The sequence below is a fragment of the Phaeodactylibacter luteus genome (assembly GCF_007993045.1).
GTDB lineage: Bacteria > Bacteroidota > Bacteroidia > Chitinophagales > Saprospiraceae > Phaeodactylibacter > Phaeodactylibacter luteus.
This window is the reverse complement of sequence record NZ_VOOR01000038.1, coordinates 38,007-50,083: the sequence shown is the minus strand read 5'-3', so window position 1 is coordinate 50,083 and position 12,077 is coordinate 38,007. Positions and strand designations below refer to the sequence as shown.

Sequence of the window (12,077 nt, the reverse complement as noted above, 5' to 3'; positions counted from 1 at the left end):
TCGTAAGATATTGAGTAAAAAAACAAACAACAAGCAAACAATTGATTTTGAGCTTCAATATTTTGAATTCAAGAAAAAATCAAAATTTTAAACACCCGCTCTCCGCCTGTTGCTTATGTTGGCCTTTATATGGGGCGGGGCCGCAAAAGTGCCCCGCCCTGCTCATTATTTACAACCCTATGCGTAGCCTGCCTATGGGAAAATGCCCAAAGACAGATAATCGCTGCTGATTTTGTTGATAGCGCTCACAAAAGCAGCGGTACGCAGGTCCTCCACTTTTTTGTTCCGCTCCATAATCTCCCGGATCTGCTGATAAGCCGTGATCATCGTCTCTTCCAAGCCTGAACGGACCAAGTCGATTTCGTCCGCTCCCCGGGCGATCATCATGCGCTCGCGGTCGGTAACGTTTTTGCCTGTAGTGCGCTCGATGAGGTCGACCAGGTTTTGGTTGATCTGCTGATTGAAGCGCTTCTCCATCCGCCCAAAGCGCATGTGAGAAAGGTTTTTCAGCCATTCAAAATAAGACACTGTCACACCGCCTGCGTTCAGGTAAACGTCAGGGATAATGAGCTTGCCGTTTTTGAGCAGGACCTCCTCCGCCATAGAAGTGATAGGCCCGTTGGCCGCCTCAGCGATGATTTTGGCCTTGATCTTGTGGGCGTTCTCCATGGTGATCTGATTCTCAAGCGCCGCGGGCACCAGGACATCACAATCAAACTCCAAGACCTTCATCCGGTCCTTCTGTTCGAGGCTAGTCGCCCCCGGGAAGCCCAGGATAGAGCCCGTCTCCTGACGGAACTTGATGAGCTCGTGGATATCGATGCCATTTTCATTGTAGATAGCGCCTTCCACTTCGCCCACGCCCACGATGAGCACATCCCCTTCATCTTGAGAGATGGTAGCCGTGTAAGAGCCTACATTGCCCAGCCCTTGAACGACCATCCGCTTGCCTGCAATGCCCTTGCTCAGGCCCAGGCGCGCCATATCGGCTTCCTGCTCACAAGCCTCGCGTATGCCATAGAACACCCCGCGGCCAGTAGCCTCTGTACGCCCGCGGATACCGTTTTGGCTCACCGGCTTGCCCGTTACGCAGCCAGCAGCATCGATGTCATCACCTTTAAACGTGCGGTAAGTGTCATAGATCCAAGCCATTTCGCGGGAGCCTGTCCCATAATCCGGTGCCGGCACATCCACAGATGGGCCGATCATATTCCTGCGGACCAGCTCTGTGGTGTAACGCCGGGTAATTTTCTCCAGCTGCTCGGGCGTGTATTCCCAAGGGTTGATTTTCACACCGCCTTTGGCACCGCCGAAGGGCACATCAACGATAGCGCACTTGTAGGTCATCAGCGTGGCCAAAGCCATCACTTCTTCCTGGTTTACGTGGTTGGAGTAACGGATACCCCCTTTCGTCGGGGCCCTGTGGTGGCTGTGCTGTACACGGTAGGCCTCAATTACATGGTACTCATTGCCAACCTGCACCGGGAAGCGGATCTGGTAAACCGCGTTGCACTCCCGGATCTGATCGAGCAGGCCACGGTGCAAGCCAGTGTGGGCTGCAGCTTTTTCAAAGTAGTTCTGAACACTCTGATAGAAGCTCGTCTGTGACTTTGGTTCGAGATCAATCATTGTCCTTAATTTGGTTTTCTAATTTGGTTAGCTTACGGTCCAGGTATACTAGGAACAAGACTAGGCCAACAAAAATGGCAAGAACGACAGCGACAACCACGTAAATTTTACCTGTACTGCGCATAAAGTCTGTATCGGTGCTATTTTGGGCAGCCAGTACATTCAACAGGCACAGAGAGAGTAAGGCGAGTGAAAAGCGCTTTTTCATCTTGTTGGTTTCATGATGACTCCTGGAAAGCCTTTTCTCAGGCGTTTTCCCGGACATAAATTGCGGGGCTAAAGTCGGTCTAATTTTTAACTTCGCAAAATATTATTTGGCATTTTGGTTGCGATTTTGCCCCGCCCATATAACTTAAGGCAGCTATACTATTTGGTGCAGGCAGCAGTTTGCATTTTCTGGTTTAGCCCCAGCCATATCATTGCGGGTATAAACGAAAAACAGGCCCCCTAATTGCTTGAGGAGCCTGTTTTTTCAGCTGTATTTTCAGCTGCCTCTGCCTAAGCGTTTACGGGTTCGCCTACCGGGACGATCCAACCGTGCTTATCGTCTATTGTGCCAGCACGGAGGGCATCGATATGCTCTTTGATGGCTGGCCCGACTTTGCGCTCCGCTACCGGCGGCAGCTCCATGTCTTTGCCTTTGTAAGCGATTTTGGACACATGCGCAATCACAGCGGCAGTGCCCGAGCCAAAGACCTCCTGCAGCTTGCCAGCGGCATGGGCCTCTACCACCTCATCGATAGAGATGGCACGCTCTTCTACCTCAATGCCCATCTCAGGCAGGAGCTTAAGGATGGTATCGCGGGTAATGCCGGGCAGTATGCCACCGTTGAGGGCTGGAGTGGCCACTTTGCCATCGATGACAAAGAAGATGTTCATCGTGCCCACCTCCTGAATGTACTTGAACTCCTTGCTGTCCAGCCACATGACCTGATCATAGCCTTTTTGGTTGGCCAGGCGGGCGGGGAGCAGAGAAGCTGCATAGTTGCCAGCTACCTTGGCTTCGCCCGTGCCGCCGTGCACAGCCGCCCGGACATACTCCGTATCCGCAATAAGGCTGACCGGCTTTGGGTAGTAGGGCCCAACCGGGCCGGTGAAGATGATGAACCGGTAAGTCTCAGATGGCTTGACCCCAATGAACTCGTCCATGGAGAACATATATGGACGGATATAAAGCGCACTGCCCTTTTGAGGTGGGATCCAGCCCTGGTCCAAGTCGATGAGCTTGTGCAGCCCCTCGAGGAAAAGCGCTTCTGGAACTTCAGGCATGCACATGCGGCGGGCCGAGTTGTTCAGCCGCTTGGCGTGCATCTCCGGGCGCAGGAAAAAAGGCTTGCCCTCTACAGACTTTGAGGCCTTCATCCCCTCGAATATCGCCTGCCCGTAGTGCAGCACCATGGCCGCCGGGTGCATTTCGAACCTTCCGAAAGGGACAATCCTGGCATCTTGCCACTCGCCTTCCTTATAATCGGCTACGAACATGTGGTCCGAGAATACCTTGCCAAAAGGGATGTTCTCGAAATCGACTTCGCCAAGGCGGGAGTTTTGAGCTTTTGTGATTTTTATATTAAATTCCATCTCCATAATTTTGGTACAAAGATAATCAAAACTAATTTTATTTCAAGCTCCGCCCTAAAAAGACCGAGCCAACAATCATTATTCGGACATCCACAGCCAATAATTACAATTATTTTGAAGCCTTCCTTTTTCGACTTCCCGCTCATCCCTGCCCCTGAGCCGTGCCTGCCCGAAAACCGCATCAGCGGCCTTGGGCAAAAAGGGGTCTTTTGCATTGTGCTTTGCCCGGAAGGGCAAGACCCTGAAGCCTTGAAAAGCTTTTTGGGCAAGGTGCTGGGCGCTGCGAAAATCGACCTGCACGAAGATACCTACACCTTGCTATTACAGGAAAGCGAAGCCATAAGTTTTAGTTCATTGCAGCGGAGGTTAAACATCAAGACCCTTCTGCTGTTCGGGCTTCCGCCCCAAAAAGCGGGGCTTGGCTTTGCCCTTCCTCCGTATCAGCCGGCCCTGTTCGGCGGGGCCCGCTTCCTGGCAGCAGACCCGCTACATGACATTCTGGCAGAACGCCAGGCCGGCGGCAAAGCCATGTCCGGCAAGCTCTGGGCAGGGCTGAAAACGCTGTTTTTGCCCTGACGGACATCCGCTCTTTATTCCAAACAACCCAACCATTATGCCAACTTTAGTTTTTGCCACAGGCAACGCCAACAAGATCAAAGAAGTCGAACAGCAGCTAAACGGGCAGTTTGAGCTCCTCAGCCTGAAGGACATCAACTGTGAAGAAGAGCTGCCAGAGACCCGGCCTACCATCGAGGGCAACGCCTTGGAAAAGGCCACCTATGTGCACGAACACTACAACGTGGACTGTTTCTCGGAAGATACGGGGCTCGAAGTGGACGCCTTGGGCGGAGAGCCGGGGGTCTACTCCGCACGCTATGCAGGCCCTGCACATGACGACGAAGCCAATATGTCTCTCCTTTTGGCCAACCTGAAAGGAAAAGAGGACCGGTCCGCCCGGTTCCGGACCGTCATCGCCCTCATCCTCAATGGGCAGGTACACACTTTTGAAGGGGTTGCAGAAGGGCAGATCATCCACCGCAAAAAAGGCAATAACGGCTTTGGGTACGACCCTATTTTCATCCCAGATGGCCACGACCGTACCTTTGCGCAAATGGATACCGCTGAGAAAAGCGCGATCAGCCACAGAGGCCAGGCCGTAGCAAAGCTTGTCGCCTTCCTCAATGAGCAGGATTGACAAAGCCTCCGCTTTTCAGTATCTTGGTCTTTCGTCCCTTTAGGCCTATGCCTTTGCCCGCTGAGGGCAGGCCATAAAAGCTGGGCTAAAAAGGGCCGGGCGCAAACCAGATTGCCATTTTTTTTGGGGCCTGCTCCTGCCACAGGGCAGGAGCCGCTATGCTACGGGGCTCGCTATCCGCTCGGCCCCTCGCCCTACAGGCGTCGGGTCTGGCCTTCGGCCACCCCTCCGCAGCGCTAGGCCGGCTCCACCCTAAAGCCGATAAGGCTAAACGCTAGCGACATTTTGGTTTACGCCTAGAGGGCCGTTATCCGGGCGAGTGAGCCCATTGTCATATTTTATAGCCTGACAACCTAAGATTTATCAATGCTGACTTGCTATTTGCCACACCACGCAGCAGACGCAGAGCGAAATCCTAAGTTGTCAGACTTTAAACTTACTTTTGAACCCCGGGCGCTTACTTTTTAATGCCAGGCAGGATATAAAATCATGAACGCAGACCACTTCCATCAATACCTGCAGCACCCTGAAATGCTGCAGCGGGTATCCTTCCAGGAGATCAAGACCCTGGTACTGCAATATCCATACAGCCAGCCGCTCAGCGTACTGCTGCTGTGCAAAGCCTTGATGGACAACCGCGACGACTGGAAAGGGCACTTGGCGAGGGCATCCGCACTGACTACCGACCGGAGGGCACTCGCTGCACTGGTGGACCGCCTCACCTCTCCAGAGCCGCAGCAAGAGTCATTCACTTTGCAAGAAGAATACCTTGAGCTAAGGAGCCTGGAAGAGCTTGATGCGGAGCAGGACAGCCTGCTCCCCCTTCAGGAAGAAGATGGTGCGGCCGGGCCCGATACCCTCCACATCCATTTCCCGGAAGGGCTGGGGCTCAGCCCTGCTCAGGAAGAAGAAGACCTCGCCTGGCCGGCAGGAGCAGGGCCGGAAGCCGAAGACCCGCCCCTGCCCGACCAAAGCCCTCCCGCCCCTGCAACGCCTGAAGAACAGGCGGCAGGGCCGGATACCACCGCTGCTGAAATGCCGAATGCCAGCATGCAGCCGGCACCTGCACGCGAGCGTTGGATAGAACATGCCGTCAGCACGGCGGTCAGCATTGCGGGGCTCAGCCCCATAAAGCCTGAACCCGCTGATGAGCGCATGCCCGTAGACCGGCCACTGCATACCGGAGTGCCGAAGCCCAGGCCCAAAGCCTCTTTCAGCAGCTGGATCGCACAGTTCCAGCCGCCAGATATACAGTCCCAGCTGGGCGACCTGATGGAGGCCAGCAAAAAAGAAAAAGACCGACACAGCAAAAAGAAAGTGGACCATATCGCCGCCCGCAGTATCACTGAGAACGATGAGATCGCCTCCGAAACGCTCGCCCGCCTGCTCGCCCGGCAAGGGCAGACCGGCAAAGCAGTGGAAATGTACCGGCGGCTGATGTTGGTTTTTCCAGAAAAAAGTGATTACTTTGCGCAGCTAATTCAGAATCTTAAAAGCGATTAGAGATATGCTGACTACCATGACTGTATTCATCGCCCTCGTTTGTATCCTGCTGATGGGCGCTATTCTGATCCAAAACCCCAAAGGTGGCGGCGTAGACTCCACTTTCGGTGGCACACAGGCTAACCAAATGTTCGGTGCAGCCAAATCAACTGACTTTATCGAGAAGGCTACCTGGTACCTTGCCATCGCCCTCTTCGCGCTTTGCATCGCCACCACATTGCTCGTAGGCGGCACCGAAGGCGCAGCAGAGCAGCTTCTTTCTCAATAACACACTGACGGCCAGACCATAAGCATGGCCGCCTGAACAGGCTGAGTGAGCAATTCACTCAGCCTGTTTTTTTTGCCATTCTGTCACCATGCACGCAGTGCAGCAAGGGCAACTGACAAAGGAGGCTGGCCCGACCTGCAAAAATGACAGAAAAGCGCGTTTGGCACGCCCTGTGATGGTACATTCCCGTGCGAAAGCACTCCAACAATTATTTAACAAAACGAATTCATAAAAGCTTTAACTATGAAGCCCATCAATGACAGAGTTGTGGTCAAGCCTGCTCCCGCTGAAGAAAAGACGCAGGGCGGCATCATCATCCCTGATACGGCTAAAGAGAAGCCGCAGCGCGGCGAAGTGGTAGCCGTTGGCCCCGGCAAAGACGGCAATGAAATGACCGTTAAGACCGGTGACGTCGTGCTCTATGGCAAATATGCCGGACAGGAGCTGCAATATCAGGGGCAGGATTACCTCATCATGCGTGAAGACGACATCCTTGTCATCCTCGAAGGCAACGAATAAGGCCTTCCCTCCCCACAGCGGCCTGCCCGCTGCTGAATTCATCAAACTATTCTCAGAACACAAAAAATCAACCTAACCATGGCTAAAGAAATTAGCTTTGATAGAGATGCAAGGGAGAACCTGCGCGCTGGCGTGGATGCCCTCGCTAACGCTGTAAAGGTGACCCTCGGCCCCAAAGGCCGCAATGTGGTCATCCAAAAGAGCTTCGGCGCACCACAAGTGACCAAAGACGGTGTGACGGTCGCCAAAGAAATTGAACTGGAGGACGCTGTAGCCAACATGGGCGCTCAGATGGTCAAAGAAGTAGCTTCCAAAACTGCCGACATCGCCGGCGATGGCACTACAACAGCGACCATCCTTGCACAGGCTATGATCAATGCAGGTCTAAAGAACGTTACTGCAGGTGCCAACCCTATGGACCTCAAGCGCGGTATCGACAAGGCGGTCCAAGCCATTATCGCCAATCTCAAGGAGCAGTCTGAAGTGATTGGAGACGACTTCGAAAAGATCAAGCAAGTTGGCGCTATCTCTGCCAACAACGACGAAGAAATCGGCACGCTGATCGCGGACGCGATGAAGCGTGTTTCTAAAGACGGGGTCATCACAGTGGAAGAAGCCAAAGGCACCGACACCTACGTAGAGGAAGTGCTCGGTATGCAGTTCGACCGCGGCTACCTCTCCCCCTACTTTGTGACCGATACCGAAAACATGATCACGGAGTATGAAAACCCTTATATCCTGATCCACGACAAGAAAATCTCCAACATGCAGGACATCGTGCCTGTGCTGGAAAAAGTGGTACAGGCCGGGCGCCCGCTCCTCATCATAGCAGAAGATATTGAAAGCCAGGCTTTGGGCGTATTGGTGGTCAACCGCCTGCGCGCTCAGCTGAAAGTAGTGGCCGTAAAAGCCCCTGGGTTTGGCGACCGCCGCAAAGCTATGCTGGAAGACATCGCTATCCTGACCGGCGGCACAGTCATCAGCGAAGAGAAAGGCTACAAGCTGGAAAACACTGGCCTGGAGCACTTGGGGTCTGCTGAAAAAATCACCGTTGATAAGGACAACACCACCATCGTCAATGGCAGCGGCGAAGCCGACATGATCGAGGCCCGCATCAATCAGATCAAACAGCAGATCGAGGCGACTACCTCTGATTACGACCGTGAGAAACTGCAGGAGCGCCTGGCCAAGCTGTCTGGCGGTGTGGCAGTACTCTACGTTGGCGCTGCTACTGAGGTAGAAATGAAAGAAAAGAAAGACCGCGTGGACGACGCCCTGCACGCTACCCGTGCTGCAGTGGAAGAAGGTATCGTAGCCGGTGGCGGTGTCGCCCTGGTGCGCGCCATCAAAGTCCTGGACAACGTAAAAGGCGAAAATGAAGATCAGAACATTGGTGTTCAGATCATCCGCAAAGCCTTGGAAGCCCCTCTGCGCACCATCGCGGACAACGCAGGCGTAGAAGGGAGCGTTGTTTTCCAGCGCGTATTCGAAGCAGAAGGCAGCATGGGCTACAACGCCCGTACTGATGTCTTCGAAGACATGAAGAAAGCTGGGGTGATCGACCCGACCAAGGTTACGCGCATTGCCCTCGAGAATGCTGCTTCTATCGCTGGCATGGTCCTCACTACAGAGTGTGTGATCAGCGACAAGCCTGAGCCAGAAGGTGCAGGCGGCGCTGGCATGGGCGGTGGCATGCCGGGCGGTATGCCAGGCATGATGTAATCAGCCCCTGAGCAGATTAACCCTTAAAAAAGCTCTCTGGCGGGAAACGCCAGAGGGCTTTTTTCGTTCTCTTATTGGGCTTGAGGGCCCTAGTGGCTCAAGCCCTATTTCCTGACTAACCAACTTTCCTTATGAAAAAAATATCGTCTGCCTTTTTTGCCCTTGCCATCGCCTTAGGCATGAGCAGCTGCGTAAGCTACCAAAAATATGAAGATACGCTTGCTGAGCGGGACAAGCTGCAGGCCAACTACCAGGACCTGGAAACACAGCTGGCCAGCAGCGCCGAAAGCAACCGGGGCCTACGCGAAGAGAACCAGTCTCTTTCCAAGCGATTGGCAGAAGCAGAACAGGACCTCCGCACTTCCCGGGACCGGTACAGCAGGCTGGAAAAGTCTAACGAAGACCTGATGAAACGCTACGACCGCATGCTCGAGCAAAATCAGCAAATGCTGGAGTCTTCCTCCGACGAACGCAAACAGCTCATGGCACAGCTTACCCTCAAAGAGCAAGAGCTCAACCGGCGCGAACAACAATTGCGGCAGCTGGAGCAGGCCATAGAGGAAAAAGAAGCGGATGTGGAAGCCCTCCGACAAGGCTTAGTGGAACGGGAAGCCAGGGTCAATGAACTGGAAGAGGCTATTGCCGCTAAAGAGGCCAAGCTCAACACCCTGCGGGAGCGCATCAACCAAGCCTTGCTCGGCTTCTCCGATGCCGACCTCTCCGTGCGGGAAGAAAATGGGAAGGTCTATGTTTCGCTTAGCCAGAACCTCCTGTTCCGCTCTGGCAGCAAAACCATCAACACAGAGGGCAAAGACGCCATCCGGAAGGTCGCAGCGGTCCTGAAAAGCAACCCTGACATCGGCATTACGGTAGAAGGGCATACCGATACAGATGGGGAGGCAGCCTTCAATTGGGACTTGAGCGTGGGCCGGGCCACTTCCGTCGTGAAAGTCATTACCGATGAAGGCGTCGACCCTGCACGCATTACCGCTGCAGGGCGGGGGGAGTTCTACCCTATCGCCAGCAACGATACTGCAGAAGGCAAAGCCAAAAACCGGCGGACAGAAATCATCCTGACCCCCAAGCTTGATGCCCTTTACCAACTGATAGAGGAGTGAACAGCACTTGGCCGGCAGCTGCCCAAGGCGTAAACCCAAATATCGCTTATGCTTTCCGGGCACTAGTGGTCTGTCAAGGCTAAAACTAGGGGTTGCCTGCGGCGACTTTTGAGGCTACGCTTCGTTGGACAACCTCTTACGTAGCGCTGCTATGCGCGGGAACATCCGCCTTGATTAGCCTCAAAATCCGCTCCCACTCAACCCATAAATTAACACTTGACAGACCACTAGGCTGGCATTGGCCTAGCGCTGCGAAGGGGTGGCCGAAGGCCAGACCCGACGCCTGCAGGGCGAGGGGCCGAGCGGATAGCGAGCCCCGGAGCATAGCGGCACCTGCCGCGAGGCAGGGGCAGGCCCCGGAAATAAAGCAGCTAAAAACCAGGGCGGCTCGGCTAAATATCCACAGTTTGACTATTTTTGCGGGGCATTTTGGGCAGCAGCCCTATTCCCTAACCAAAGGTTAAAACACCAAGCTTATGATTATTGGGGTTCCTAAGGAAATCAAGAATAACGAAAACCGCGTAGCGCTCACCCCTGCCGGGGCCATTGAACTCACCAAACGCGGGCATGAAGTTTATGTGCAGGCTACAGCTGGCCTGGGCAGCGGCTTCCCGGATGCAGACTATGAAGCAGCCGGCGCTCATATCCTGCCGACTATCGAAGCCGTATACGCTAAGGCTGAGATGATCGTCAAGGTCAAAGAGCCCATCGAGCCGGAATATGAGCTCATCCGCGAAGGGCAGCTGCTCTTCACCTACTTCCACTTTGCATCTTATGAGCCACTGACCAATGCGATGATCAAAAGCAAAGCGGTCTGCCTGGCTTATGAGACCGTTGAAATGCCAGACCGCAGCCTGCCCCTGCTCATCCCTATGTCCGAAGTGGCCGGGCGGATGTCAATTCAGGAAGGCGCCAAATTCCTCGAAAAACCAATGGGCGGCCGTGGTGTGCTGCTCGGCGGCGTGCCCGGTGTGGAGCCTGGCCGCGTGCTCATCCTGGGAGGGGGCGTTGTCGGCACCCAAGCTGCTAAAATGGCAGCTGGCCTAGGCGCTCAGGTGACCATTATGGACATCAGCCTCAACCGGCTACGGCACTTGTCAGACATCATGCCGGCCAATGTGAATACCGTATACAGCAACGAGTTCAACATCCGCCGGCACATGAAAGAAGCTGACCTCATCGTAGGCGCAGTCCTCATCCCCGGCGCCAAAGCCCCTCACCTCATCACACGCGATATGCTCAAAGAGATGAAGCCGGGCACTGTACTTGTAGATGTTGCGGTAGACCAAGGCGGGTGCATCGAAACCTGTACGCCTACCACACACGAAGCACCTACCTTTATCATAGACGACGTAGTGCACTACTGTGTCGCCAATATGCCGGGCGCAGTACCCTATACTTCTACCATCGCCCTGACCAATGCGACCCTTCCTTACGCTATCCAACTGGCGGACAAAGGATGGAAGCAGGCCTGTGCAGACAATGAGCCCCTTAAGCTCGGGCTGAATGTTGTGGACGGCAAAGTGGTCTACAAGGGCGTAGCAGATGCTTTCGGGCTCGACTACACGCCTGTAGATGCCATGCTCTAACGGCTACGCTTTACTGCCGTCAACCTTGAAAAGCCCTTTCCCCTTGTGCGGGAAAGGGCTTTTTGTACCTTCATGCCAACCATCCGCTTTTTGCCCCTATGCAACGTCCGCAGCCTATCCGAAAATACCTCATCCGTACCCTTCTCTTGCTGGGCGCTCTCCTGCTAGGGCTCGGGCTGTTTATCGAAGCTGCCGACCGCTACCTCTCTTCGCAGAGGGGGGCAGAATGGCTGTATGAGGACATCGGGCAGCCTAAATCCATCAACTACAGTGAAAGCGGCTTGCGCTACCTCACCGTAGGGGATACCAGCCTACAGCCGCTGCTCCTCCTTCACGGCGCACCCGGCGGCCTGTTCGATTGGCTGCCCCTTGCCGGCCAGGACAGCCTGTACCGCCAATTTTACCTCATCATCCCCGAACGGCGGGGCTATGGGGGCACCCGCCCACGGCAGCCGGAGCCTGATGTGGCGGCACAAGCTTCTGAGATGGCCCTGCTTCTGAGTGATGCTGCCAATAAGCCAGCTACCGTAGCTGGCCACAGCTACGGTGCGCCTATTGCTGCTGCGCTCGCAGGCCTGTCCCCGGGGCAGGTCCGGCAGCTCTATGCTATTTCCGGGCAGTACGACCCAAGCAGCGAAGTGACCTTCAGCATCTCTTATTGGGTAGCCCATCCTTTTTTCAGCTATTTTATGCCGAGCATGCTGTGGTCTGCCAATACCGAAAAACTTGAACACCCTGACGCCCTCGTCCGGGCAGAGCCCCTTTTCCAATCCATAAAATGCCCTACCTACATCATACATGGAGACGAAGACGCCCTCGTCCCCTACTCCAACGCGGCCTATCTTGCCGAACGGGTGCCACAAGCCGAAGTCTTCACCCTCAAGGGGGAAAGCCACCCTGTGCATGTGCAAATGCCAGCTTTTTTTGCCCGCCTGTTCCTTCGCAAAGCACAGTAG

General features: G+C 54.6%; 12 protein-coding genes. 9 read left to right on the top strand and 3 right to left on the bottom strand.

Annotated features, from left to right (window positions below; translation table 11 throughout):
• Window positions 1-192 precede the first annotated feature (192 nt).
• The 3 genes from FRY97_RS16070 to FRY97_RS16060 all read right to left on the bottom strand — a co-directional run bounded on the left by FRY97_RS16070 (window position 193) and on the right by FRY97_RS16060 (window position 3,207).
• Window positions 193-1,629 (bottom strand): Glu/Leu/Phe/Val family dehydrogenase, encoded by a 1,437-nt coding sequence (locus tag FRY97_RS16070; RefSeq protein WP_147168581.1) that lies wholly within the window; start codon window positions 1,627-1,629, stop codon window positions 193-195.
• On the bottom strand, window positions 1,622-1,837 hold the full coding sequence (locus tag FRY97_RS16065; RefSeq protein ID WP_147168580.1) for a CcmD family protein: 216 nt from the start codon (window positions 1,835-1,837) through the stop codon (window positions 1,622-1,624). Before FRY97_RS16065 ends, FRY97_RS16070 begins: the two co-directional genes overlap by 8 nt.
• Before the next feature lie 290 nt (window positions 1,838-2,127).
• Window positions 2,128-3,207 (bottom strand): branched-chain amino acid aminotransferase, encoded by a 1,080-nt coding sequence (locus tag FRY97_RS16060; RefSeq protein ID WP_147168579.1) that lies wholly within the window; start codon window positions 3,205-3,207, stop codon window positions 2,128-2,130.
• Between the two features lie 114 nt (window positions 3,208-3,321).
• Here FRY97_RS16060 and FRY97_RS16055 point away from each other — a divergent pair, with 114 nt between their 5' ends.
• From FRY97_RS16055 to FRY97_RS16015, 9 genes are all read left to right on the top strand, one after another.
• On the top strand, window positions 3,322-3,783 hold the full coding sequence (locus tag FRY97_RS16055) for a hypothetical protein (protein ID WP_147168578.1): 462 nt from the start codon (window positions 3,322-3,324) through the stop codon (window positions 3,781-3,783).
• Between the two features lie 37 nt (window positions 3,784-3,820).
• The gene (locus FRY97_RS16050; RefSeq protein WP_147168577.1) at window positions 3,821-4,402 is read left to right on the top strand and encodes a non-canonical purine NTP diphosphatase; all 582 of its coding nucleotides are present in this window, start codon (window positions 3,821-3,823) and stop codon (window positions 4,400-4,402) included.
• Between the two features lie 489 nt (window positions 4,403-4,891).
• Entirely contained in the window at window positions 4,892-5,905 is a 1,014-nt protein-coding gene (locus FRY97_RS16045) for a hypothetical protein (protein WP_147168576.1), read from the top strand.
• Window positions 5,906-5,909: 4 nt separating this feature from the next.
• On the top strand, window positions 5,910-6,173 hold the full coding sequence (gene secG, locus FRY97_RS16040) for a preprotein translocase subunit SecG (RefSeq protein WP_147168575.1): 264 nt from the start codon (window positions 5,910-5,912) through the stop codon (window positions 6,171-6,173).
• Window positions 6,174-6,416: 243 nt separating this feature from the next.
• Window positions 6,417-6,692: a co-chaperone GroES gene (locus tag FRY97_RS16035; RefSeq protein ID WP_147168574.1), complete on the top strand. Its 276-nt coding sequence runs from the start codon at window positions 6,417-6,419 to the stop codon at window positions 6,690-6,692.
• 78 nt (window positions 6,693-6,770) lie between these two features.
• Entirely contained in the window at window positions 6,771-8,414 is a 1,644-nt protein-coding gene (gene groL / locus FRY97_RS16030; protein ID WP_147168573.1) for a chaperonin GroEL, read from the top strand.
• Between the two features lie 131 nt (window positions 8,415-8,545).
• Window positions 8,546-9,532, top strand: coding sequence for an OmpA family protein (locus FRY97_RS16025; RefSeq protein WP_147168572.1), 987 nt, complete (start codon window positions 8,546-8,548; stop codon window positions 9,530-9,532).
• 476 nt (window positions 9,533-10,008) lie between these two features.
• Entirely contained in the window at window positions 10,009-11,121 is a 1,113-nt protein-coding gene (gene ald / locus FRY97_RS16020; RefSeq protein WP_147168571.1) for an alanine dehydrogenase, read from the top strand.
• Between the two features lie 98 nt (window positions 11,122-11,219).
• Window positions 11,220-12,077: an alpha/beta fold hydrolase gene (locus tag FRY97_RS16015; RefSeq protein ID WP_147168570.1), complete on the top strand. Its 858-nt coding sequence runs from the start codon at window positions 11,220-11,222 to the stop codon at window positions 12,075-12,077.

What these genes read in the sequence shown, in the direction of transcription:
- FRY97_RS16035 (WP_147168574.1), top strand. Translation starts at nt 6,417, where the DNA reads ATGAAGCCCATCAATGACAGAGTTGTGGTCAAGCCTGCTCCCGCTGAA.
- FRY97_RS16015 (WP_147168570.1), top strand. Translation starts at nt 11,220, where the DNA reads ATGCAACGTCCGCAGCCTATCCGAAAATACCTCATCCGTACCCTTCTC.
- FRY97_RS16065 (WP_147168580.1), bottom strand. Translation starts at nt 1,837, where the DNA reads ATGAAAAAGCGCTTTTCACTCGCCTTACTCTCTCTGTGCCTGTTGAAT.
- secG (WP_147168575.1), top strand. Translation starts at nt 5,910, where the DNA reads ATGCTGACTACCATGACTGTATTCATCGCCCTCGTTTGTATCCTGCTG.
- FRY97_RS16025 (WP_147168572.1), top strand. Translation starts at nt 8,546, where the DNA reads ATGAAAAAAATATCGTCTGCCTTTTTTGCCCTTGCCATCGCCTTAGGC.
- FRY97_RS16045 (WP_147168576.1), top strand. Translation starts at nt 4,892, where the DNA reads ATGAACGCAGACCACTTCCATCAATACCTGCAGCACCCTGAAATGCTG.
- ald (WP_147168571.1), top strand. Translation starts at nt 10,009, where the DNA reads ATGATTATTGGGGTTCCTAAGGAAATCAAGAATAACGAAAACCGCGTA.
- FRY97_RS16060 (WP_147168579.1), bottom strand. Translation starts at nt 3,207, where the DNA reads ATGGAATTTAATATAAAAATCACAAAAGCTCAAAACTCCCGCCTTGGC.
- FRY97_RS16050 (WP_147168577.1), top strand. Translation starts at nt 3,821, where the DNA reads ATGCCAACTTTAGTTTTTGCCACAGGCAACGCCAACAAGATCAAAGAA.
- groL (WP_147168573.1), top strand. Translation starts at nt 6,771, where the DNA reads ATGGCTAAAGAAATTAGCTTTGATAGAGATGCAAGGGAGAACCTGCGC.
- FRY97_RS16070 (WP_147168581.1), bottom strand. Translation starts at nt 1,629, where the DNA reads ATGATTGATCTCGAACCAAAGTCACAGACGAGCTTCTATCAGAGTGTT.